At 72.6% G+C, this 23,308-nt stretch carries 22 protein-coding genes; 12 read left to right on the top strand and 10 right to left on the bottom strand.

Translation table 11 applies throughout. From position 1 onward, the window contains the following. Nucleotides 1-80: 80 nt before the first annotated feature. The 3 genes from OG899_RS11215 to OG899_RS11225 all read right to left on the bottom strand — a co-directional run bounded on the left by OG899_RS11215 (nucleotide 81) and on the right by OG899_RS11225 (nucleotide 3,521). Entirely contained in the window at nucleotides 81-1,163 is a 1,083-nt protein-coding gene (locus OG899_RS11215; protein WP_125496992.1) for an LLM class flavin-dependent oxidoreductase, read from the bottom strand. Nucleotides 1,164-1,280: 117 nt separating this feature from the next. After that, entirely contained in the window at nucleotides 1,281-2,570 is a 1,290-nt protein-coding gene (locus OG899_RS11220; RefSeq protein WP_356850016.1) for an MFS transporter, read from the bottom strand. Nucleotides 2,571-2,753: 183 nt separating this feature from the next. Further along, a complete protein-coding gene (locus tag OG899_RS11225) occupies nucleotides 2,754-3,521 on the bottom strand; it encodes a TetR/AcrR family transcriptional regulator (RefSeq protein WP_189343480.1) in 768 nt (255 codons plus the stop codon). A gap of 114 nt (nucleotides 3,522-3,635) precedes the next feature. Between OG899_RS11225 and OG899_RS11230 the strand changes: the two genes are divergently transcribed. From OG899_RS11230 to OG899_RS11245, 4 genes are all read left to right on the top strand, one after another. Further along, entirely contained in the window at nucleotides 3,636-4,196 is a 561-nt protein-coding gene (locus OG899_RS11230; protein ID WP_229814204.1) for an ester cyclase, read from the top strand. An 88-nt stretch (nucleotides 4,197-4,284) separates the two neighbouring features. Continuing rightward, nucleotides 4,285-4,626, top strand: a complete 342-nt coding sequence (locus OG899_RS11235) for a YnfA family protein (RefSeq protein ID WP_125496996.1) — start codon at nucleotides 4,285-4,287, stop codon at nucleotides 4,624-4,626. A gap of 50 nt (nucleotides 4,627-4,676) precedes the next feature. Then, nucleotides 4,677-5,450: an SDR family NAD(P)-dependent oxidoreductase gene (locus OG899_RS11240; RefSeq protein ID WP_125496997.1), complete on the top strand. Its 774-nt coding sequence runs from the start codon at nucleotides 4,677-4,679 to the stop codon at nucleotides 5,448-5,450. Between the two features lie 3 nt (nucleotides 5,451-5,453). Continuing rightward, the gene (locus OG899_RS11245; RefSeq protein ID WP_168131522.1) at nucleotides 5,454-5,612 is read left to right on the top strand and encodes a hypothetical protein; all 159 of its coding nucleotides are present in this window, start codon (nucleotides 5,454-5,456) and stop codon (nucleotides 5,610-5,612) included. Between the two features lie 311 nt (nucleotides 5,613-5,923). Here the strand turns inward: OG899_RS11245 and OG899_RS11250 are convergent, their stop codons facing one another. Then, nucleotides 5,924-7,117: an RtcB family protein gene (locus OG899_RS11250; protein ID WP_168131521.1), complete on the bottom strand. Its 1,194-nt coding sequence runs from the start codon at nucleotides 7,115-7,117 to the stop codon at nucleotides 5,924-5,926. 227 nt (nucleotides 7,118-7,344) lie between these two features. Here OG899_RS11250 and OG899_RS11255 point away from each other — a divergent pair, with 227 nt between their 5' ends. From OG899_RS11255 to OG899_RS11265, 3 genes are all read left to right on the top strand, one after another. Beyond that, a complete protein-coding gene (locus tag OG899_RS11255) occupies nucleotides 7,345-8,157 on the top strand; it encodes a DUF3558 domain-containing protein (RefSeq protein ID WP_168131520.1) in 813 nt (270 codons plus the stop codon). 131 nt (nucleotides 8,158-8,288) lie between these two features. Next, a complete protein-coding gene (locus OG899_RS11260) occupies nucleotides 8,289-9,209 on the top strand; it encodes a DUF3558 domain-containing protein (RefSeq protein ID WP_406311009.1) in 921 nt (306 codons plus the stop codon). Between the two features lie 124 nt (nucleotides 9,210-9,333). Then, nucleotides 9,334-10,725 (top strand): DUF2637 domain-containing protein, encoded by a 1,392-nt coding sequence (locus OG899_RS11265; RefSeq protein ID WP_229814515.1) that lies wholly within the window; start codon nucleotides 9,334-9,336, stop codon nucleotides 10,723-10,725. A gap of 224 nt (nucleotides 10,726-10,949) precedes the next feature. Here OG899_RS11265 and lysS read toward each other — a convergent pair whose 3' ends face one another. Then, nucleotides 10,950-12,704 (bottom strand): lysine--tRNA ligase, encoded by a 1,755-nt coding sequence (lysS, locus tag OG899_RS11270; RefSeq protein ID WP_125497001.1) that lies wholly within the window; start codon nucleotides 12,702-12,704, stop codon nucleotides 10,950-10,952. Between the two features lie 259 nt (nucleotides 12,705-12,963). Here lysS and argS point away from each other — a divergent pair, with 259 nt between their 5' ends. From argS to OG899_RS11285, 3 genes are all read left to right on the top strand, one after another. Further along, a complete protein-coding gene (gene argS / locus OG899_RS11275) occupies nucleotides 12,964-14,733 on the top strand; it encodes an arginine--tRNA ligase (RefSeq protein WP_125497002.1) in 1,770 nt (589 codons plus the stop codon). A gap of 373 nt (nucleotides 14,734-15,106) precedes the next feature. Next, nucleotides 15,107-16,078, top strand: a complete 972-nt coding sequence (locus tag OG899_RS11280; RefSeq protein WP_168131518.1) for a peptidoglycan-binding protein — start codon at nucleotides 15,107-15,109, stop codon at nucleotides 16,076-16,078. Continuing rightward, complete coding sequence (locus OG899_RS11285) at nucleotides 16,075-17,106, top strand: DUF2690 domain-containing protein (RefSeq protein WP_406311010.1); 1,032 nt, start codon at nucleotides 16,075-16,077, stop codon at nucleotides 17,104-17,106. Before OG899_RS11280 ends, OG899_RS11285 begins: the two co-directional genes overlap by 4 nt. Nucleotides 17,107-17,188: 82 nt before the next feature. Here OG899_RS11285 and OG899_RS11290 read toward each other — a convergent pair whose 3' ends face one another. Beyond that, the gene (locus tag OG899_RS11290; RefSeq protein WP_406311011.1) at nucleotides 17,189-18,781 is read right to left on the bottom strand and encodes a helix-turn-helix domain-containing protein; all 1,593 of its coding nucleotides are present in this window, start codon (nucleotides 18,779-18,781) and stop codon (nucleotides 17,189-17,191) included. A gap of 221 nt (nucleotides 18,782-19,002) precedes the next feature. Here OG899_RS11290 and OG899_RS11295 point away from each other — a divergent pair, with 221 nt between their 5' ends. Together OG899_RS11295 and OG899_RS11300 are read left to right on the top strand one after the other, a co-directional pair. Further along, nucleotides 19,003-19,701, top strand: coding sequence for a DUF4232 domain-containing protein (locus tag OG899_RS11295; protein WP_125497006.1), 699 nt, complete (start codon nucleotides 19,003-19,005; stop codon nucleotides 19,699-19,701). A 29-nt stretch (nucleotides 19,702-19,730) separates the two neighbouring features. Continuing rightward, a complete protein-coding gene (locus OG899_RS11300) occupies nucleotides 19,731-20,051 on the top strand; it encodes a hypothetical protein (protein WP_125497007.1) in 321 nt (106 codons plus the stop codon). Here OG899_RS11300 and hemB read toward each other — a convergent pair. From hemB to OG899_RS11320, 4 genes are all read right to left on the bottom strand, one after another. Beyond that, entirely contained in the window at nucleotides 20,015-21,007 is a 993-nt protein-coding gene (hemB, locus tag OG899_RS11305; RefSeq protein ID WP_125497008.1) for a porphobilinogen synthase, read from the bottom strand. The two genes, OG899_RS11300 and hemB, sit on opposite strands and share 37 nt — an antisense overlap. 97 nt (nucleotides 21,008-21,104) lie before the next feature. After that, nucleotides 21,105-21,305: a hypothetical protein gene (locus tag OG899_RS11310; protein ID WP_125497009.1), complete on the bottom strand. Its 201-nt coding sequence runs from the start codon at nucleotides 21,303-21,305 to the stop codon at nucleotides 21,105-21,107. A 101-nt stretch (nucleotides 21,306-21,406) separates the two neighbouring features. Then, nucleotides 21,407-22,534, bottom strand: coding sequence for a helix-turn-helix domain-containing protein (locus OG899_RS11315; protein WP_251504270.1), 1,128 nt, complete (start codon nucleotides 22,532-22,534; stop codon nucleotides 21,407-21,409). A 227-nt stretch (nucleotides 22,535-22,761) separates the two neighbouring features. Then, nucleotides 22,762-23,289, bottom strand: a complete 528-nt coding sequence (locus OG899_RS11320; protein WP_373296706.1) for an ATP-binding protein — start codon at nucleotides 23,287-23,289, stop codon at nucleotides 22,762-22,764. Between the last annotated feature and the right edge of the window lie 19 nt (nucleotides 23,290-23,308).

Raw genomic sequence — 23,308 nt, forward strand, 5'->3', positions numbered from 1 at the left:
ACGGCGGGGCCGGGACGACGTGAGGCGGGCAGAGGACGACGGGGCGCCGTGTCCCGCGGGACGGGGGACGCGCCCCGGCGTCACTCGGCGTCGGCCCGGGCGGCCAGCCGCGAGGCGTGGGTCGGTGCGTCGGGCACACCGGCCGGGCGGGCCTTGGCGAACTCCTCGCGCAGCACCGGCACGACCTCCTCGCCGAGGATGTCCAGCTGTTCCAGCACGGTCTTCAGCGGCAGCCCGGCGTGGTCCATCAGGAACAGCTGGCGCTGGTAGTCGCCCGCGTACTCGCGGAAGGTCAGCGTCTTCTCGATGACCTGCTGCGGGGAGCCCACGGTCAGCGGGGTCTGCGCGGTGAACTCCTCCAGGGAGGGGCCGTGGCCGTAGACCGGTGCGTTGTCGAAGTAGGGGCGGAACTCGCGGACCGCGTCCTGGGAGTTCTTCCGCATGAACACCTGCCCGCCCAGGCCGACGACGGCCTGCTCGGGTGTGCCGTGCCCGTAGTGGGCGTACCGGGTGCGGTACAGCTCGACCATCCGCTTGGTGTGCTCGGGGGGCCAGAAGATGTTGTTGTGGAAGAACCCGTCGCCGTAGTACGCGGCCTGCTCGGCGATCTGCGGGGAGCGGATGGAGCCGTGCCAGACGAAGGGCGGGACGCCGTCCAGCGGGCGCGGGGTCGCGGTGAACCCGCGCAGCGGGGTGCGGAACCGCCCCTCCCAGTCGACGACGTCCTCGCGCCACAGGCGGTGCAGCAGGGCGTAGTTCTCGATGGCCAGGTCGATGCCCTGGCGGATGTCCTGCCCGAACCACGGGTAGACGGGGGCGGTGTTGCCGCGCCCCAGCATCAGGTCGACCCGGCCGTCCGCGAGGTGCTGGAGCATCGCGAAGTCCTCGGCGATCTTCACCGGGTCGTTGGTGGTGATCAGGGTGGTGGCGGTGGACAGGATCAGCTTCTCGGTGCGCGCGGCGATGTAGCCGAGCAGGGTGGTCGGGGAGGACGGCACGAACGGCGGGTTGTGGTGCTCGCCGGTCGCGAAGACGTCCAGGCCGACCTCCTCGGCCTTCAGCGCGATGGCGACCATGGCCTTGATCCGCTCGCGCTCGGTCGGCGTCCGGCCGGTGGTGGGGTCCGGCGTGACGTCGCCGACGCTGAAGATCCCGAACTGCATGGTCACCCGTCCTCTACTTTGTTCACTCTTCAACTTCGCCGGGGAACCATCCTCGCACCCGGGCGTATTCCGCGCGGCCGGCACCGCCGGCGGACGCCACGGGAGACGCCCCGCTCGTCATGCCGCCCGGGGCGCCCCGCCTCCCCGTGCCGCCTCCGCGGCCGGCGCGGACCGGTCGTCCGGCCCCGGTGTCGTGTGCCGGCGCCAGGGCAGCAGCAGCGGTGTGACCAGCAGAAGCAGCCCGGCCCATCCGATCGCGGTGCGCGGGGTGGTGAGCGCGGCCAGCAGACCCCACAGCGCGGTCAGCAGCGCGGTGGTCGCCTTGCCCGTGAGCGACCAGGCCGACAGCGTTCGGGCCACCCAGTCCGCGGGGGTCTGCTCCAGCCGGTGGGCCGCGAGCACCGGGTTGAACACCGCACAGCAGAAGATCAGCACCAGCTCGACCGCCATCACCAGCACCAGTCCGGGCACACCCGGCCGGACCAGGACCAGTCCCACCGGCCAGCACACGCGCAGCACACCCGCGGTGAGCAGCACCCTGCGCTGCCCGTACCGCGCGACCAGCCGCCGCGCCAGCCGCGCCCCGGCCAGGCCGCCCAGGCAGGGCACGGCGAAGGCCAGTCCGTACTGCCACGGCGCGAAGTGGAGCGGGCCGAGCATCAGCACGGCCAGCAGCGGCGAGGACACCATGATCAGGGCGTTGACCAGAAGGGTGTTGAAGAACAGCGGGCGCAGTTCGCGATGGGCGAAGATGAACCGCCAGCCCGCGAGCAGATCACCGGCCCGCAGCCGCGTGCGCTGACGGCCCGTGGCGGCCGGTGCGGGCTCGCTGCCGCCGATCGCACGGATCGCCGCGGCCGAGAGCAGATAGCTGACCGCGTCGGCCGCCACCGTCGCCACCGGCCCGAGCCCGGCGACCAGCGCACCCCCGGCCGGCGGCCCCAGCACGCTCGCCGTCCAGGTCGTCGACTCGAAGCGGCTGGACGCCACCAGCAGACCGTCGGACGGCACCAGGCTCTTGAGATACGCGCCGCTCGCCGCGGCGAACGCGATGTCCGCCGCGGCCACCACCACCGACACCGCCAGCAGCTGACCGACGCCGAGGCCGCCCAGCGCGAAGGCCACGGGCACGCTCACCAGCACGGCGCAACGTACGAGGTCGGCCGCGATCATGACCGGGCGTTTGCGCCGGAACTCGATCCACGGCCCGAGCGGCACGGCCAGCAGCGCGCCCACCGCCGGTCCGGCCGCGGCCAGCAGCGCCACCTCGGCCGGGCCGGCGTGCAGCACCACCACGGCGATCAGCGCGAACGCGTCGAAGGCCAGCCAGGTGCCGAACGTGCTGACCGCATAGGCCGTCCACAGCCATCCGAACTGCCGTCCCGGCATCCGCCGCGCCGCCGTCATCCGTACCTCGTTCCCTGCCGGCCGGGCCCGGCTGCCGTGCCGGACGGCGCGTGGCGCGCACCGCCGGGCGAGAGACCGACGGTAGCCCGGCACCCTCCGACGGCCGTGTTCCTGCGCCGAGCCCGGCGACCGGTCCGCGCGCCCGCCCTGGTCGGGCGGCACCGGCCGTCACCGTGCGGCGGGTCAGCCTCCGCCGTCGCCGCACCGTGCGTCGTGACCGGATCCCACGTCACCGCCTGAGCCCGCGTCACCCCTCGAGCCCGAGCGGCCGCCTGAGCCCGCGTCATCGCCCGAGCCCGGGCCCGGGCCGCCGCCTGAGTCCGCGTCACCGCTCGAGCCCGCGTACAAGGTCGCGGCCGCGGTACGGCGCAGGAACGCCTCCGCGGCCGGCCAGGACCAGCCGTTGTCGACGACGAGGGTGCGCCAGCTCGACGGGCCGAACCAGAACCACAGGGCGTCCGCGGTCTCCTGCTCCGTCAGCACGGGACGCGGCGTGAGCCGGTGAAGGCGGCGGGCCGCGGCGGCGAGCGCCTCCCGGTAGGCCTCGGTCGCCCGCCGCCACAGGGCCTCCCCGTTCTCGTGGACCGGCAGGGCCTTGTGGATCACCTGGTGGACGCGGAAGTGCGTCTCGTTGCCGGCGCGGGTGCCGCTCGCCAGGACGTCGAGAACGGCCGCGGGTGTGTTCTCGCCGAGGATCCGCCGCACAGCCTCCTCGTGCCCGGACGCCCCCACGCCCCGGTCCACGATCCGGTCCAGCAGGTCGCTCTTGCTGCCGACACTGGCGAACACCGTCTTCGGGGAGACCCCGGCGGCGGCCGCGATGTCGGCGACGGTCACCCGGCCGTATCCGCGCTCCGCGAACAGCTCGGCGGCGCAGTCCATGATCCGCTCACGGGTCTGCACGGCGGCCTGCTCTCTCAGCGGGGAGTGGTACGAGCGCTTGGCGGACATGGCGCCCCACCCTACGTGCTGCACAGGCCACGCATTCATTAGGTACTCTCTCACCTCAATGAGCCGCCCCGTCCGGAGGCCGGCGCCGACGAGAGGCATGTACACACCATGGGGATGGACATCGACGTCCTGGGCCGAGAGCTCTTCCGCGTCCTGGAGACCACCGATCCCGATCTGGCGGCCCGGGTGGTCGACGACGGCTTCCACAACCGGGAGGCGGCGGTGGCCCCGCCCGCCTGCGCGACCCCGGGGCCCGCCGGGGTGCTCGCCTCGTCCGCCTGGATGCGCTTCGCCTTCGACGACCTGCACTTCGAGATCCTCGGCGCGGCGCGCAACGCCGATCAGCTCTGGCTGCGGCTGCGCATGCAGGGACGTCACACCGGCCCCTTCGTCCGCTTCCGCGAGGGCGTCCTCGACCAGGCCCTCCCGCCGACCGGCCGCAGGATCGACTTCGAGCAGATCCATGTGCTCGGGGTACGCGACGGGAAGGTCGTCCGCCACGAGGCGGTCCGCGACGACATCACGATGCTGGGCCAGCTCGGCGTCTTCCCGCCCGCCCCGGCGGCCCTGCGGAGGGTCATCGGCTGGAAGCTGACCGGGCGGGCCGGCCGTGCGGCCGCTCAGGTCGCCGAGGAAGCGGCCCGGGCGGCGAGCCTGGCCGGCGCCGCGTCCTGACGGCGCGCGGCCAACGGGCCGGTGGCCCGCGCGGCGCACGGGCCGGTGGCCGTCCGGGCGGCCGCGGGCCCGTGCGAGGCTGTGGGGCATGCCTGTGCTTCTCCGCTCCGCCGCGCTGTTCGTCCTGGCCGCGCTCTTCGAGATCGGCGGCGCCTGGCTGGTGTGGCAGGGCGTGCGCGAACACCGCGGCTGGCTGTGGATCGCGGGGGGCGTCCTCGCCCTCGGCGCCTACGGCTTCGCGGCCACCTTCCAGCCCGACGCCCACTTCGGCCGCATCCTCGCCGCCTACGGCGGCATCTTCGTGGCGGGCTCCCTCCTGTGGGGCGTGGTGGCCGACGGCTACCGGCCCGACCGCTGGGACATCACCGGTGCGCTGGTCTGCCTCGCGGGCATGGCCCTCATCATGTGGGCCCCGCGCGGCAACGGCTGAGGTTCGCCTACGCTGGGCGGAGCCGACCGCCGACCGACGAGGAGTCCCGCATGGCCACCGTTCCGCCCGCCGCCTCCCGGATCGCCGTCGTCACCGGAGCGAGCAGCGGGATCGGCGCCGCCACGGCTCGGCAGCTCGCCGAGGCCGGGTACCGGGTCGTGCTGACCGCCCGCCGCAAGGACCGCATCGAGGCGCTGGCCGAGGAGATCAACGCGGCCGGCCACTCGGCGACGGCGTACCAGCTGGACGTCACCGACCGGGCCGCGGTCGACGAGTTCGCGACCGCCTTCACCACCGTCGGCGTGCTCGTCAACAACGCCGGCGGCGCGCTCGGCGCCGACCCGGTCGCCACCGGCGACCCCGCCGACTGGCGCACCATGTACGAGACGAACGTCATCGGCACCCTCAACCTCACCCAGGCGCTGCTGCCCAAGCTGATCGCCGGCGGCGACGGCACCGTGGTGGTCGTCTCCTCCACCGCCGGCCACGCCACCTACGAGGGCGGCGCCGGCTACGTCGCCGCCAAGCACGGCGCCCATGTGCTCGCCGAGACCCTGCGCCTGGAGATCGTCGGGCAGCCGGTGCGGGTCGTCGAGATCGCGCCCGGCATGGTCAAGACCGAGGAGTTCGCCCTCACCCGTTTCCGCGGCGACGCCGAGAAGGCGGCGAAGGTCTACGAGGGCGTCGCGGCACCGCTGACCGCCGAGGACGTCGCCGACGCCATCACCTGGGCGGTCACCCGCCCCAGCCATGTCAACGTCGACCTGCTGGTCGTGCGCCCGCGCGCCCAGGCGTCGAACACCAAGGTCCACCGGGAGAAGTGAGCCATGACAGCGGACGACGAGGCTGCCCGGGCAGCCGAACGCGAGAACCTCGCCCTGGAGAAGAAGCGCGAGCGGTACGTCTGGTACTACCTCGGCTACTTCCTCTTCGGCATCCACATCGTCGCCTTCGTCATGATCTACGCGGTGCGGCACGCCAAGTGACGCGTGCCGCAGGCGCGAGGACGCGGACGGCACACCGCACCCCGCGTGCCGTACGACGCACACCGCGTGCCGCATGACACGCACCCGCATGCCGTACGACGCACCCCGCGTGCCGCATGACACGCACCCGCGTGCCGTACGACGCACACCGCGTGCCGCATGACACGCACCCGCATGCCGTACGACGCACCCCGCGTGCCGCATGACACGCACCCGCGTGCCGCATGACGCGCACGACACGGGCAGCAACCGCGCGACGGGCCGGACACCCCCGTGCGGGACCGTGCGGGAGGCGCCCGGCCCGTCGGGCGTCAGCCCTTGACGCACACGAACTGCTTCAGCCGCGCCACGACCTCGACCAGGTCCCGCTGCTGCGCCATGACCTGCTCGATGTCCTTGTAGGCCTGCGGGATCTCGTCCAGCACACCGGCGTCCTTGCGGCACTCCACGCCCCGCGTCTGCTCCTGCAGGTCCTCCACGGTGAAGCGGCGCTTGGCCGCGTTGCGGCTCATCCGCCGGCCCGCCCCGTGGGAGGCGGAGTTGAACGCCTTCTCGTTGCCGAGGCCCTTGACGATGTACGAGCTGGTGCCCATCGAACCGGGGATGATCCCGTACTCCCCGTGGCCGGCCCGGATCGCGCCCTTGCGGGTGACCAGCAGGTCCATGCCGTCGTAGCGCTCCTCGGCCACGTAGTTGTGGTGGCAGGAGATCTCCGGCTCGAAGACCGGCCGGGCCCCGGCGAACTCCCGGCGCACGACGTCCTTGAGCAGGGCCATCATCAGCGTCCGGTTGTACCTGGCGTACTCCTGCGCCCAGTACAGGTCGTTGCGGTAGGCGTCCATCTCCGGGGTGCCGGCCAGGAACACCGCGAGGTCGCGGTCGACCAGCCCCTGGTTGTGCGCCAGCGAGCGGGCGACACCGATGTGGTGCTCGGCCAGCTCCTTGCCGATGTTGCGGGACCCGGAGTGCAGCAGCAGCCACACCGCGCCGTCGTCGTCCAGGCAGCACTCGATCATGTGGTTGCCGGATCCGAGCGTGCCCAGCTGCGCCGCGGCCCGCTCCCGGCGGAAGCGCACCGCCTCGGCCACCGTGTCGAACCGGCGCCAGAAGTCGTCCCACCCGGCCGTCGCCATCCCGTGCACCGCCCGGGGTTCGACGGGCTCCTCGTGCATGCCGCGCCCCACCGGGATGGCCTGCTCGATCGCCGCCCGCAGCCGGGACAGATCGTCCGGCAGGTCGTTCGCGGTCAGCGAGGTCTTCACCGCCGACATCCCGCAGCCGATGTCGACACCCACCGCCGCCGGACACACCGCGTCCCGCATCGCGATGACGGAGCCGACCGTGGCTCCCTTCCCGTAGTGGACGTCGGGCATCACGGCCAGACCCTGGATCCACGGCAGGGCCGCGACGTCCCGCAGCTGCCGCATCGCCGCACCCTCGACCGTCGCCGGGTCGGCCCACATGCGGATGGGCACGCGCGCGCCCGGCACTTCCACGTACGACATGTCGGCCTTCGCCCCCCCGTGAATCAGAAAAACAAGAACAAACGTGAGGAAGCGCAATACCGGCGCCAGGGACGACGAAACAGGACAACGGACCGGCGCTCACGGCAGCGCGTGCGATACACATTGTTCTCGGCACACGCCGTCGCCCGGCAACCGATTTACCGGCGGGGACCTGCGATCACTCACGCACGACCACCGTCGAACCGTTCGACGAGAGGAGCCCGTCCGTGCTGCGGAAGGCCTACGGATCCGGCGCATCCGCCCTGCTCGCGGCCCTGCTGCTGACCGGTTGCACGGGCGGCTCGTCGGGCGCCGGCACCACCGACGGCGCCAACCCGGACGGTGTGGGCGCCGCGCGGACCCAGGCGCAGCCGGGCAAGTACCGCACCCTGCCAGAGGCCTGCAACACGGTCGGCCACAGCACCCTCGACTCCCTGCTGCCGGGGATCCGGCAGATCGCGGACCCGGGGCAGCGCGACAAGGCCTACGAGGGCGAGAACACCCTCACCTACGACACCGACCGCAAGGTCGGCTGCCGCTGGACGGCGGACTCCGCCCAGGCCACCGACCATCTCTCGATCGACTTCGAGCGGGTCGTCTCCTACGACAACACGGTCAGCGACGCCGGCCAGGCGGAGTCGGTCTTCGCCGCCAAGCTGAAGGCGGCCGGCCTGTCCGGGGCGTCCACGGGCGGGGGCGCCGGCCAGACCTCCGACGGCCTGTCCGCCGACGGGACCGTCTCCCCCTCGGATTCCTCCACCCCCACCGCGCCGTCGTCCCCGTCGTCCTCCACGACCGACCTGCAGTCCCGCACGCTCGACGGCCTGGGCGACGAGGCGTTCCTCGACGACCGGCTCGGCAGCTCGGGTTCGACGGCCCGGCAGCGCACGGTGACTGTGGCGTTCCGCACGTCCAACGTCATCGTGACCGTCGTGTACGAGGAACAGCCGGCGGTCGTCGGCATGGTCCCGGACAGCGAGGAAATGCAGGACAAGGCCCGGAAAGTCGCGGCGCAGCTGGCGGATTCGCTGGGCGCCTGAGCCGTTGCCACCCGCCCCGCGCCCGGGTACGCACCGACGGATCAGTACGACCATGTGAGCGGCGCAGCGCGTACCGTGGCCCCGCGGATCTGTTCCGACCGCAGGAACCATTCGCAGGAACCACGAGTGTCATGAGTGAAGGAACCATGCAGCGAGCAGCTCACCGAGACCAGCGTGACCGGCGCCCTGTGCCAGGCAAGCGGCGGGGCCGTGTCCTTGTGGGTGCGGCGGTCCTCCCCGTCCTGCTGCTGGCCGCGGCCTGCTCCTCGGACTCCGGCTCGGGCGACAAGGCCGACGCGACGCAGTCCCGGACGGCGAGCGCCTCGGCGAGCCCCGGCGCGAGCGCGTCGCCGACGGTGCAGCCGGCCCGCTACGCCAAACTGCCCGAGGCCTGCAAGGTCCTGTCGGACAAGACCCTGGACGACCTGGTGCCCAAGGCCGACGACTCCGGCAAGGAGGGCAAGTCCAGCGACCTGTCCCGGCGGGCCAGCTGCTCGTGGGACAGCCTGGAGAACCACGGCGTGGACGGCTCCCAGTTCCGCTGGCTGAACGTGTCGTTGCTGCGCTTCACCTCCGAGCAGACGCGGGGCACCGGTGAGGAGCAGGCGCACGAGTTCTTCCTCAAGCAGGTCCAGGACGCGCAGTCCACGGACGGTGCGAAGAACACCGCCACCCAGCAGGTGTCGGCGACCGGCGACGAGGCGACCGCGGTCCGCTACGACCTGAAGAAGAAGGAAGGCACCTTCAAGCAGCAGACGGTCGTGGCGCGGGTGGCGAACGTCGTGGTCACGGTGGACTACAACGGTGCCGGCCTGGCCGGGGACAAGACCCCGGACGCCGACGAGCTGGTGAAGCAGGCCGAGAAGGCCGCCGCGGAGGCGGTGGCGTCGGTGGCGAAGGCCAACGGCGACACCCTCACGTCGGATCCGTCCGACTCGGGTTCCTCGTCGGACACGGCGTCGCCCTCGAAGGACGCCGAGGGCGGCACGGACAAGACGGACGGCTCGGCGAGCCCGTCGCCGTCCGACTCCGCCTCCTCGTCGGACAACTGATCCATCGGTTCGCCGGAGAACCGATCCGCCGGTGAACGGTGGGGGCATCCGGTCCGGACATCATGAGTCGCACAAGTGTGCCACCCTGGTGCGCGCAACAACACGCACTGGGAGGGGAGTACGAGTGGCCGCGCCACTGCAGCTGACTCGGATGCACCGCGTGCTCATCGGCGTGGTCGTGTCGGGCGCACTGATCATCGCCGGGATCGGCTTCGCGGGTTCGTACGCGGCGGTGCGCACACTGGCCGTCAAGAAGGGCTTCGGCACCTTCAGTTATGTGTTCCCGATCGGTATCGACGCGGGTATCTGTGTGCTGCTCGCAGTGGACCTGCTGCTGACCTGGATCCGGATGCCCTTCCCGCTGCTGCGTCAGACGGCGTGGCTGCTGACCGCGGCGACGATCGCGTTCAACGGTGCGGCCGCCTGGCCCGACCCGCTGGGAGTGGGCATGCACGCGGTGATCCCGGTGCTGTTCGTGGTGGCGGTGGAGGCCGCCCGGCACGCCATCGGGCGGATCGCGGACATCACGGCGGACAAGCACATGGAGGGGGTGCGGCTGACCCGCTGGCTGCTGTCCCCGGTGCCCACGTTCCTGCTGTGGCGGCGGATGAAGCTGTGGGAGCTGCGCTCCTACGACCAGGTGATCAAGCTGGAGCAGGAGCGGCTCGTCTACCAGGCGCGGCTGCGGTCCCGGTTCGGGCGGGCCTGGCGGCGCAAGGCTCCGGTGGAGTCGCTGATGCCGCTGCGGCTGGCCCGGTACGGGGTGCCGCTCTCGGAGACGGCCCCGGCGGGTCTGGCCGCGGCGGGCATCGAGCCGGTGCTGATCCCGTCGGCCCCGCAGACCGGACCCTCCACGGCCGAGCACACCGCCGTGCCGGCCGCAGCGGCACCCGCCGGCTCCCGGCAGCCGCAGCTCGGCCCCGCCCCGGCCGCCGGGCAGCAGGCGGCGGAGCCGGAGACGAGCCCCTGGTTCAACGCGCCGCGCCAGATCGAGTACCGCGGCGACTACGACCCCACCTACGACCCGGCCGAGCAGTACGCGCACTGGTACGAGGAGCAGCGGCAGGCCGAGCAGTACCGGGACCAGTACGAGGAGGAGCCGCCGCCGTACGAGCCGGCCCCGGAGGAGACGGGCAGCTTCCCGATCCCCCCGGAGTTCCACCAGCAGGTCCCGCAGGAGGCCCACCAGGCCCACCAGGCCCAGCAGCAGAACCAGGCCCACCCGCAGGTCCCGCAGGAGGCAGCGCAGCAGCCGCAGATCCCGCAGCAGCGCATGGCCGCCGGCCCCGAGCAGCAGGCCGAGGGCGAGGTGCCCGCGCAGGCGGAGCCGGACGAGGAGGAGCTGTACCGCCTCTTCCGGGAGTCGGTCGGTGACACCCTGCCCACGCCGGGCGAGTTCTCCAAGGTGCTGGAGGCGGCCTACGGCCTGGCCCTGCCGGTCCGCGAGGTCGCGCGCATGGTCAACCGGTTCGGCAACCGCTTCAACGCGGAGATGACCGAGGACCACATCTCCTGACGTCCGCGATCGCTGACGTCCGCGATCTCCGCGATCTCCTGACGTCCGCGATCTCCGCGATCTCCTGACGCCGGCGATCTCCTGTCCCCCGCGGACGTCACGCATCACGAACCGCACGAGAAGGCATGAGCAGAAGGGGGGTGCCCGGTGTCACCGGGCACCCCCCTGTCGGCTGTCCGCGTCTTCGTGCGCGCCCCGTGCGGGGCGCGGTCCGCGCGGTCTCCTTACGCGCCGAGCAGCGTGCGGACCCGCTCCTGGCCCACCGCGAGCAGCAGGGTGGGCAGCCGCGGACCGGTGTCACGGCCGACGAGCAGGCGGTACAGCAGCGCGAAGAACGACCGCTGAGCGGTCTTGATCTCCGGCGGCAGCTCCTTCGGGCCGGCGTCGGCGGAGAACCCGGCCTGGACCTTCGGTACGCCGTAGACGAGGTGGGTGAGCCCGTCCAGCGACCAGTGGTCGGCCAGACCGTCGAGCAGCAGCGTGATGGACTGCCGGGACGTCTCGTCGAGCGACTTCAGCAGCTCGGTGTCCGGCTCCTCGCGGACGATGGTCCGCTGGTCGGCGGGGACGTGGGTGTTGATCCACGCCTCGGCCTTGTCGTACCGGGGCCGGGCCTCGTCCAGCGAGGTCAGCGGGTTGTCCGGGTCCAGGTCGCGCAGGATGCGCAGCGCCTGGTCCTGGTGGCCGGCGGTGATGTCGGCGACGGAGGCCAGCGTGCGGTACGGCAGCGGGCGCGGCGTCTTCGGCAGCTCGCCGGAGGCGGTGCCCACGGCCCGCGTGTAGGCCGCGATGTCACCGGGGAGCGCGGTGCCGGCGGCGACCTTGGCGGTGAGCCGGTCCCACTCGTCGTACAGGCGCTGGATCTCCTGGTCGAAGGCGATCTTGAAGGACTGGTTGGGCTTGCGCCGGGCGTACAGCCACCGCAGCAGCTGCGGCTCCATGATCTTCAGCGCGTCGGCCGGGGTGGGCACGCCGCCCCGCGAGGAGGACATCTTCGCCATGCCGGTGATGCCGACGAAGGCGTACATCGGGCCGATGGGCTGCTTGCCGCCGAAGATCGGCACGATCTGCCCGCCGACCTGGTACGAGGAGCCCGGCGAGGAGTGGTCCACACCGGACGGCTCGAAGATCACGCCCTCGTAGGCCCAGCGCATGGGCCAGTCGACCTTCCACACCAGCTTGCCGCGGTTGAACTCGCTGAGCCGGACGGTCTCGGAGAAGCCGCACGCGCTGCACGCGTACGTCATCTCGGTGGAGTCATCGTCGTAGGAGGTGACGGTGGTGAAGTCCTTCTCGCAGTTGCCGCAGTACGGCTTGTACGGGAAGTACCCGGCGGAGCCGGCCGAGCCGTCGTCCTCGGCGGCGGCACCCGACCCCTCGGCGGCCTCCAGCTCGGCCTCGTCGACCGGCTTGGTGCGGGCCTGCTGCTTCTTCTGCTCGGCCGGCTTGGGCTTGGTGCGGTACTGGGCCAGGATCGCGTCGATCTCGGCGCGGTGCTTCATCGCGTGCAGGATCTGATCGCGGTAGGCACCGGAGGTGTACTTCTCGGTCTGGCTGATGCCGTCGAACTCCACGCCCAGCTCGGCCAGCGACGCGATCATCGCGGCCTTGAAGTGCTCGGCCCAGTTCGGGTACTGCGAGCCACGGGGCGCGGGCACCGAGGTCAGCGGCTTGCCGATGTGCTCGGCCCACGACTCGTCGATGCCCTCGACCCCCGCCGGAACCTTGCGGTAGCGGTCGAAGTCGTCCCAGGAGATCAGGTGCCGCACCTCGTACCCGCGGCGGCGGATCTCGTCGGCCACCAGGTGCGGGGTCATGACCTCGCGGAGGTTGCCGAGGTGGATGGGGCCGGAGGGGGACAGACCGGACGCGACGACGACGGGTTTGCCCGGGGCGCGGCGCTCCGACTCCTCGATGACCTCGTCCGCGAAACGGGAGACCCAGTCGGTGGTCTCGGTGCTCTGAGCCACGATCGGCACGTCCTCTGTGTCTGAAAGGTTCTCGGTAGGTGGCCGCGGCAGGCGTCCGGCTCCCCGCGGGCGCCCGGCGGGCCACCCGCCGGCCACGGCCTGGCCGGTGCCATTGTCCCAGGCGCCCCGACTTCCACGAAAACGCCATTTCACCGGCGGGGCGAGCCGCCCGGGGCAGGGCGGGCACCGGACGAAAAAACTCGCTTTGCCCCCCGTGGGATACTGGGCGCGTCTATCCATCCCCACGAGGAGAACGGCACCCATTCCTATGGCCTCGGTCACGTCCCTCACATCCGCCGTCCACCAGCGCCTCGCGAACGCCCTCACGGCCGCCCTGCCGGAGCACGCCGACGCGGACCCGCTGCTGCGACGCAGCGACCGGGCGGACTTCCAGGCCAACGGCATCCTGGCGCTGGCGAAGAAGGCGAAGGCGAACCCGCGGGAGCTGGCGACGCAGGTCGTCGAGCGCGTCGTCTCCGGTGACGTCGTCCAGCAGGTCGAGGTCTCCGGCCCCGGCTTCCTGAACATCACGGTCACCGACAAGGCGATCATGGAGAACCTCGCCGCGCGCGCCGCGGACCCGGCCGGCCGGCTGGGCGTGCCGCACGCCGAGCGCACCGGCACCACCGTGATCGACTACGCGCAGCCGAACGTCGCCAAGGAGATGCACGTCGGCCACCTGCGCTCGGCGGTGATCGGCGACGCGGTGGTCAAGCTGCTCGAGTTCACCGGCGAGAAAGTGATCCGCCGGCACCACATCGGCGACTGGGGCACCCAGTTCGGCATGCTCATCCAGTACCTGGACGAGCACCCGCACGAGCTGGACCACAAGGCCGACACGGTCAGCGGCGAGGAGGCGATGTCCAACCTCGACCGCCTCTACAAGGCCGCGCGCAAGCTGTTCGACTCCGACGAGGAGTTCAAGACCCGCGCCCGGCGCCGCGTGGTGGACCTCCAGGCCGGCGACCCGCACACGCTGGCCATGTGGCAGAAGTTCGTCGACGAGTCGAAGATCTACTTCTACTCCGTCTTCGAGAAGCTGGACATGGAGATCCGCGACGCCGACATCGTCGGCGAGTCCGGCTACAACGACATGCTCGCGGAGACCTGCCGGCTGCTGGAGGAGTCCGGCGTCGCGGTCCGCTCCGAAGGCGCGCTGTGCGTGTTCTTCGACGACATCAAGGGCCCCGACGGCAAGCCGGTCCCGCTGATCGTGCAGAAGTCCGACGGCGGCTACGGCTACGCCGCCACCGACCTGTCCGCGATCCGCGACCGCGTGTTCAACCTCAAGGCGGACACCCTGCTGTACGTGGTGGACGCCCGCCAGGCGCTGCACTTCAAGATGGTCTTCGAGACCGCCCGCCGGGCCGGCTGGCTCGGTGACGGCGTCCGCGCCCACCAGCTGGCGTTCGGCACCGTGCTCGGCAAGGACGGCAAGCCGTTCAAGACCCGTGAGGGCGAGACGGTCAAGCTGGAGGACCTGCTCGACGAGGCGGTGGAGCGGGCCACGGCCGTGGTCCGGGAGAAGGCCGAGAAGGTCGGCCTGTCCGAGGAGGAGATCGTCGAGAACGGCCGGTACGTCGGCATCGGCGCGGTGAAGTACGCCGACCTGTCCACCTCCGCCGTGCGCGACTACAAGTTCGACCTGGACCAGATGGTCTCGCTCAACGGCGACACCTCCGTCTACCTCCAGTACGCCTACGCCCGGATCCAGTCCATCCTCCGCAAGGCCGGCGACGCCCGCCCGGTCGCCCACCCGGAGCTGGAGCTGGCCCCGGCGGAGCGGGCGCTGGGCCTGCAGCTGGACCAGTTCGGCGAGACGGTCCTGGAGGTCGCGGCCTCCTGGGAGCCGCACAAGCTGGCCGCCTACCTGTACCAGCTGGCGACGCTGCTGACCGCGTTCTACGACCAGTGCCCGGTGCTGAAGGCCGACACCCCCGAGCAGGTGGAGAACCGCCTGTTCCTGGTGGACCTCACGGCCCGCACCCTGCACCAGGGCATGGCCCTGCTGGGCATCCGGACGCCCGAGCGCCTCTGATCCGTCACTTCCGCATCACTCATCACCCGACATCACTCATCACCACGGCGCAGGGCGGTGTCCTCCCCCGCAGGACGCCGCCCTGCGCCGTGTCCGGCTGCCGCGGCCGGCTCCCCGCGAACGAGACTGCACCAGGGCCGGTCCGGCCCGCCACAGCCCGGCGCCGGATGACGGCCGAACGGGACGTCCCACGCGCTGACCAGCGCAAACGCCACCTGAGGAGACGGCACGGCGGGACGGCGGGCACGGCGCCGGATGGCCGAATTCGCCCCGGTACGGGAACCACGAACCGGTACGAGCCTTCTCAGCCGGGGCAGTATCCGTACAGGTCCGGCACCGGGACACCGGGACCACAGGACGCGAGTGGGGGAACATGTCGCGTTGGAGTCAGCTGCCTGCCGATCTGCATCCACGGGTCCGTCAGCTCGTGGTGGCCCTGCGACGGCTGAAGGACCACAGCGGGCTGAGCCTGCGGCAACTGGCGGCGAAGACGGGATACAGCGCGAAGTCGTGGGAACGGTATCTCGGCGGCCGGTCGCTGCCGCCGAGGGACGCCGTCGAGGCCCTCGCCAGGATCGGCGCCGGCGACCCGACCCGGCTGCTGGCCCTGTACGAGGTCGCCGCGGACGCGTGGCAGCACGCCCGCGGGCGTACCGGCGCACCCCAGGAGACGGCCGGAGACCGGGCCGCACCCGACGCGGCACCGCGGGGCGGGACGGACGGCACCGCTGCCGTGGGCGCGGGCGCCGGCACCGGGACCGTGCTCACGGACAGCGCTGCGACCGTGGGCACGGACGGCTCCGCGACCGTGCTCGCGGACAGCGCTGCGACCGTGAGCGCGGACGCCGGCACGGGCCTGCCGGACGACGTGCTGACGGCACCGGCACCGCGGCGTCCGCATCCCCGCGGCCGCGCCCTGCCCATCGCGGCCGTGGCGGCGGTGGTCACCCTGGTGCTGGCCGTCTCCTCGGTGATCCTGGTGCTCACCCGGTACTCCGGCGCCGACGACCCCGAGAGCGCGGTCACCGCCGCCTCCACCCCCGCCTTGCAGGCGGCGGCATCCTCGCCGTCCCGGCCCACGTACACCTGCCGGTTCCAGCGGCACGACGGTGCGTGGTACGCGGGCAACAGCCGCACCCAGGACGCCATCCTCGACACCGGCCTGGCCGGTCCGGACATCGCCGAGGCCCAGTGCCTGCTGCGCCGGGCCGGGTTCGACCCCGGCGAGGTGGACGGCATCTACGGGCCGAGAACGCAGGGCGCCGTCAAACGCCTCCAGCAGCAGGCCGGGCTGGTGGTGGACGGCATCGTCGGCCCCCACACCTGGCGGGTGTTGCGGGGATGACGGCACCCGGCCGGCCGGCACCGCCGTCCCGCTCCTCGTCCGCCGCGTCCGCGCCGTCGCCGTCCCCGGAGCTGGCCCGGCTGACCGCCGCGCTCCGTCAGCTGCGGCAACGCACCGGCCTGAGCCTGGCGGCCCTGGCACAGCGGACCACCTACAGCAAGTCCTCCTGGGAGCGCTATCTCAACGGCAAGACGCTGCCGCCGCGTCGCGCCGTGGAGGACCTGTGCCTGCTGGCCCGCGAACCGGCGGGACGCTGTCTGGCGCTGTGGGAGATCGCGGAGTCCGAGTGGTCCCGCCGCTCGGCCGCGCCGCCCGCGACGCCGGCACCGACCCCGGCCCCGGCCACGGCCACGGCCACGGCCAAAGCCACCGCACCGCCGCCGTCCGGCTCCGCTGATGCGGCCGTCGACACGACCGCCGATAGGACCACGACCGCGGACACGGCCGCCGAAGGCGCCTCGGCCGACGGACCCGCCCGGCCGCAGCGGTCCGGGTGGTTCCGGCGGCGAGGGGGTGCGGCACTGGCCGTGCTGGTGTCGGTGTGCGCGGTGACCGTCGGCAGCCTGGCCGCCGCGCTGGCGGTGCTCCCGCACCGGGAGGCGCCGCCCCGGTCGTCGCCGTCCGCACCGCCCGTCGTGTCCAAGGCCCGCTGCCGCGGCGCGTCCTGCGAGGGCCGGGACCCGATGCAGCTGGGCTGCTCCCTCCACCTGGTCACCGTCGCCTCGTACCGCACGGCCACGGACGCCCGCCTGGAGCTGCGCTACCACGAGCAGTGCCGGGCCGGCTGGGCCCGGATCTGGCACTCCCGGATCGGCGACCGGCTCACCGTGACCGCGGGCGGGCCCACCCGCACCGTCACGGTGCTCGACAGCATCGACGCCGCGTCCTACGTGTACACCCCGATGACCGCGGCCGGCCCCGGCACGCTGCTGCGCGCCTGCTTCCACCCGGCGGACGGCGGCAGGACGGAGTGCTTCACCGGCCGGGTTCAGCCCGCGGCCTCGCACACACCGCCGACGACGGAGTGACACCGGCGCAGGGTCCCCGGTCCCCGCTGCGGACGCGGCACGCCCCCTGCGGCCCCGCACCCGGCGACCGGCCCCGGCAGGTTCAGAAGTCCTCGATCAGCTCCCAGTCGCTCTGCCCCAGCGGCATCGCGTAGTACGCCTTCCCGGAGGCGCTGGTGCGGAAGGGCTTGCCGTGGTCGTCGATCCGCACGGTGCCGTGCCGATCGCCGCTGGACCAGTCCAGTTCCAGGTACCAGCGCACGTCGTGCCCGCTGGTGTGGGCCTTGACGTAGAAGACCTCCGGGTCGGACTCGCTCACCTTGTACGGGAACGGACGCTGCCCGGCGACCGGCTGGACCAGCGGGTTGCCCGCGTCGAGCGCGATGTCGAAGGCCGCGGTGTCCACACCGCCGCCGCAGCCGTTGCCCATCGCGTACTTGTTCCACGTCAGCGGGGCGCTGCTGCCGACCACCCGCACATGCAGGTCCTGCAGTACGACGGTCTGCGCGCCGGTGCCCTGGACGGTCAGCTTCACCGTCTGGTGGTCGGCGGCGACCGCGCCCATCGCGGCGGCCCAGCCCTCCGCGTCCTGCTGCACCGGCGGCGGCGGCACGTTCTGCGGGCTGCGGTCGACCAGCATGCTCTGTTCGCAGGGCACGTCCCAGTAGTAGGGCGTGGTGTTCACCGTGACGGGCACCGCCGGCACCTGGTCCGCGTCGGCACCGCCGGCGGCTCCGGCCGGACCGCTCCCGCCCGCCCCGGGAGTCCGGTGCGCACGGTCGGACGCGGTGGCGGTCGGCGTGCTCCCGTCCGTCTCGGAGGGGGACGCCGAAGGGCCGGTCGAGGCGCTGTGCGAGCCGCTCGCGTGCGCGGCGGACGCGGTCACCGCCGCGTCCCGCACACTGGCCGCCCGGTCGGAGTCCCCCGGCACCAGGTTCACCACGAGGGCCGTCGCCGCGGCCACGGCCACGATCCCCGTCCCGGCGAGGACCGCCGTGGACCACTTCTTCCGGCCCCGCCGCGCGGGTCCCGCCGCGTCCCCGGGCCGTCCACCGGCCACGGTGGCCACCTCGACGGCCGCCTCGACGGCCGCCTCGGCGGCCGGCTCGCCGTCACGCTCCGGGTCCTCCGCCTTCCCGGTACCGTCGCCCGCCGCAGCACCGTCGGCGGCGATCACACCACCGCTGCCGGCGGCCGCGCCTGCGCTGCCGGCGGCCGCGTCGTCGCTCGCCGCGTCGCCGGCCGCCCCGCGGCTCTCCTCACGGCCCGTCCCGCCGTCTCCGGCGGTCCTCTCGCCCGTCTGCTCACCGTCCGTGCCGCCCGCACCGACGGGGTCCGCCTCACCCGCCGTGGCCCCGCCGGCTGCGGACTCGGCCGCCGTGCCGCCCTGCCGCGGCTGGGCGGCCACCGCCCCGCCCGAGGCCGGAGCGCTCTGCTCCTTGGCCGACCGTTCGACGCCCCGCAGCGCGTCCGCACGGACCCAGCGGCGGTGCAGTTCGACCAGTTCCTCGGGTGTCGCCCGGCAGATGCGGGCCAGCCGCTCGACGGGGGCGTACTCCGTCGGTACGACGTCCCCGTTGACGTAGCGGTGCACCGTGGACGCACTCATGTGCAGCCGTTTGCCGAGCGCGCCGTAACTCAGACCGGACCGCTCTTTCAGCTCGCGCAGAAGCTCGGCGAACTCCTCCCCCGCCACCCTTTTCTCCCTCCCCCCGTCTCACGCCCGCATTCCAGGCGGACCGTGTTTTCCCAGGTCAGAGCCATTCCAGCGTTCCAGCGTCCCGCATATCGCGTCGCTGCTGGCAGCTGGGACGGATCCTCCCACAAGCTGTTGGCCATCGAGGACGCCGCCTCGGCCAACCAACCGAACGGCACCTCACCGACCACATTTCCTTCACACGACCCGGGGGATTTCCCATGTCTGTTCGCACCGCACGCCGCATCACCCGCACCCGTCTCTTCGCGACCGCCGCGCTCTGCGCCGCCACCCTGTCCCTGACCGCCTGCGAGAGCGGGACGGACAACGCGGGCAGCGACGCCACCCCGACGGCCGCCACCGCGCCCGCCTCCTCCGGCGGCTCGGTCACGCAGACCAGCGCGGGCACGGCGGGCAAGGGCGCGGCCAACGCCTCCGACGGAACCGACGGCGCCAAGGGCAGCACGAGCAGCGGCGGCTCCGCCGTCCAGGGCGGCAGCGACGACTCCGGCAAGCCGGCCCAGTGCACCGCCGGCACCACGAAGATCAAGGCGACCGTGGTGTCCCGCCCGATCAACCACCTGCTGCTCACCGCGACCAACACCGGCTCGGCGGCGTGCGTGCTCCCCCAGTACCCGGCGGCCCGCTTCGGCGACGCCCAGTCGGTGCCGCCGGTGGCCGAGTCCACCAAGCCGCAGTCGCTGACCGTGATCGAGCCGGGCAAGTCCGCCTACGCCGGTGTCCTGCTGTCGGCCGCCGACGGCAGCGCCGACCACGGCCACACCGTGAAGTCCCTGACCATCCCGTTCGACGACGATTCCATCGCCACCGTCGACCTGCCCTCCGACGGTGTCTACGTCGACGACAGCCTGACGGTGACGTACTGGCTGCCGTCGATGGACAAGGCCCTGGAGTACTGAGCCGGCGCACGGAACGTCAGGGGAGCACCATGCCCGCGCACTGTGCCGACAGCCACGATGTCCGCACGCGCACCCGCGCCCGGTCCGGCTCGCACGCCCGTCTGCTCACCGCGACGGCGTTCGTGCTGGTCACGGGCGCGGCCCTGACCGGCTGCTACGACGGCCAGGGCCTGCGGGACGAGGGCCCGTCCACGGTGTCGGTGTCCCGGTCCATGGCGCGCTGGTGCCCCGCGCCCTCGGATGCGGCGGCACCGCGGCCGGACACCGACCGGCGCGTGGAGCGCGCCGAGCACCCTCGGCGCGCCCTCGAGCCTCAGTGCAGCTTCCGCGCGACCTCGACGGCCCAGTAGGTGAGGATGTTCCGCGCACCGGCCCGCTTGATGCCGGTCAGCGTCTCCAGGATGGCCCGGTCGCGGTCGATCCAGCCCTTCTCGGCCGCGGCCTCGATCATGGAGTACTCGCCGGAGATCTGGTAGGCCGCGACGGGCACGTCCACGGCGTCGGCGACCCGGGCGAGGATGTCCAGGTAGGGACCGGCCGGCTTGACCATCACCATGTCGGCGCCCTCCTCGAGGTCGAGGGCCAGCTCGCGCAGCGACTCCCGCAGGTTGGCGGGGTCCTGCTGGTAGGTCTTCCGGTCGCCCTGCAACGAGGATCCGACGGCCTCGCGGAAGGGGCCGTAGAACGCGGACGCGTACTTGGCGGTGTAGGCGAGGATCGCGACGTCCTCCCGCCCGATCTGGTCCAGAGCGTCACGGATCACACCGATCTGCCCGTCCATCATCCCGCTGGGGCCCACGACGTGGGCCCCGGCGTCGGCCTGCACCTGGGCCATCTCGGCGTACCGCTCCAGCGTGGCGTCGTTGTCCACCCGCCCCTGGGCGTCCAGCACACCGCAGTGCCCGTGGTCGGTGAACTCGTCCAGGCACAGATCCGACATGACGAGCAGGTCGTCGCCGACCTCGGCACGCACGTCGCGCAGCGCGACCTGCAGGATCCCGTCCGGGTCGGTGCCGGCCGTCCCCACGGCGTCCTTCTTGGACTCCTCCGGCACGCCGAAGAGCATGATCCCGGAGATCCCGGCCTCCACCGCCTCGGCGGCGGCCTTCTTCAGGCTGTCGCGCGTGTGCTGCACGACCCCGGGCATCGCCTCGATCGGCACCGGCTCGCTCACACCCTCCCGCACGAACGCGGGCAGGATCAGGTCCGCCGGGTGGAGCCGGGTCTCGGCGACCATGCGACGCATCGCGGGCGTGGTGCGCAGCCGACGAGGACGTGTACCGGGAAAGGATCCGTACTTCGTCATGACTTCTACGCTACGCCCGCACACCGTGTGCATTTGCCGACGCGACGTCGGCGTCCGGGGCCTCCCGGGTGCCGCTCGCCAGGTCGCTCGGCGGTCCTCACTCCGGAGGCGGAAGCGGACGTCCCTCGACGGCCGCCCGTATGTGCTCGGGCCGCAGTGCGTCCTCGCCGTACCGCTCGGTGAACGCCCGTACGCGACCGAGAGGCGAGTCCGGCGCGGGCCGCTCGTCGCTGATCGTGACGCCCAGCATCTGCGCCCAGAACGCCGCGTCGACGTCCTGCGGGTTGTCCATGTCCATGGGGCAACGGTAAGGGGAGGGTCTGACACTCCGGGTCTGCCGCTTCTCGGCCTTGGCTCCACGGCCGTCGACCACCGAACGGTCGCACCCTGAGCACCGGTTCACGCCGCGCACGCGGCCCCGCCCCTCGCCGCTCTCTCCGCGCGGCAGTCACGGCACATCCCGGGATGCGGGGCGCGGAAGGCGCGTTCGCAGCCGTCGCAGGTCTGGAACGGGTCCGGCCGACGCGGCACCTGTCCCGGCACGGCGCCGTCCGACGGCGGCGCCGGACGGGCGGGGAGTGGCATCGGCAGCAGTTCGGCCAGGCGGTAGGCGATCAGCTTCGCCGGGTTCCTCAGGTCGACGGGCAGGCCACCGGTGAGGGCCTGTTGGATCACCGCGGTCGTCGCCCCGCTGTCGAACCACGCGGTCACGGCCGGCACCAGCCGTTCCACGTCCCGGCGGGACAGGATGAGACGCTCGTCCGCACGCCGCAGCCCGGCGAGGAGAGCGACCGCCTTGTCGTACCGGCGATCACGAGGAGCCTGCTCGTGCGGGGGCTGGGGCGGAGGCTCGGCCTCCGCCGACGTCGCTGGTACGGCCTGGGGTGTCTGTGGTGCCGCTGCTGTTGATGGTGCTGGTGCTGCCGTGGGTGCAGGCGGCAGTGCCGCTGGTTCCGACGGCGCCGGAGCCGGCGGTGACGCCACCGGCACCGGCTCCTCCGGTTCGGACGGCGACAGCTGCGAGCACGGCGACGGGTCGTCCTCCTCGGGCGCCGCCGGAGGGTTGGCCTCCGTACCGGCGGCCTGCCGCTCGGCCCTGCGACCGCCCGCCGCAGGGCGTACGGCCACCCGCAGCGGCACAGCTGCGGCCGCGGCAGCATCGTCAACGGGCACGTGATGCACGTACGTTCGCGTGATCAGCCGGCCCGCGCCCGTGTGCTCACGGACCCGTTCGAGATACCCGTGCGCCTCCAGCTCGCGCAGCGCCGCCGCGATCCGGTCCCGCCCCTCGGGGAAGCGTTCGGCGAGGCTGCGGATGTCGACCGGGGTGCCCTCGGGCACCGACATCATGTGGGTCGCCAGCCCGATGGCGGTCAGCGACAACTGGCGGTGCTGGGCGAGGTGGTTGCCGACGATCACGTACTGCCCGGACTGGTACGTGCGTACGTGGGTGACACCGGAGTGGGTGGTGGATCGCCGAAGCGCCTGAAGCGGGCGCAGGGCAGCGCTAATCTTCTGCTCAGCCATGGGGAAGGTTTGGCTTCCTCGTCGGTCAGGCCCTCGCATCGGGAATGCCGCTCCCTGCGGGGGCCGATTTGCGTCTGGGGTCGTGAGTGCGGTGAGCGCCGTGAGCGCGATGCATATGCCTCGCCGCCTCGGGGGTGAGCCTGCACGCCCCGACCACCGCCCCGCCACCCGGTCCACCCACTTTCACCCGCCCGAGCGACGGATGCCAGGTTTGGTGGGTTGGTTGGTTATTTCCCCCGGTTCTTTGGTCTTTTACCGCCCGCGGCCCCGGCCGCAGCACCACCGGGTCCCCCACTTCCGGGCTCCGGTGCGACGTGCACCGACGCCCGGGCGAGGTCGAGTTCCGCCCACACCGTCTTGCACGGCACCGGACCGCTGCGCACACCCCACCGATCGGCCAACTCCTCGACGAGCAGCAGACCGTGACCGGATTCCACCGGCCCGACGACAGCGCGCCGACGCGCCGGGAGGACCTCACCGCGCGCGTCGGTGACCTCGATGCACAGGACACCCCGAACGGTCACCGAGAGACCGAGCCGGAAACTGCGCCCCGGAACTCGCCCGTGCAGCACGGCGTTCGCGGCCAGCTCCGCGACGATCAGGTCGGCCGGCTCCACCGGCAGCCCCCAGGCACGCAGACGCTCGGCGGCGAGCAATCGAGCGAGCCGGGCCCCACGACGGGTGGCGGACAGCGGTACGGCGAACTGGTGCAGGGGCGCCTGCACGGTGACGGTGCGCTGGTCATGCTGATTCACATCACTCACCGTGTCCGAT

The sequence above is a fragment of the Streptomyces thermoviolaceus genome (genome assembly GCF_045209695.1).
GTDB classification, from domain to species: Bacteria; Actinomycetota; Actinomycetes; order Streptomycetales; family Streptomycetaceae; genus Streptomyces; species Streptomyces thermoviolaceus.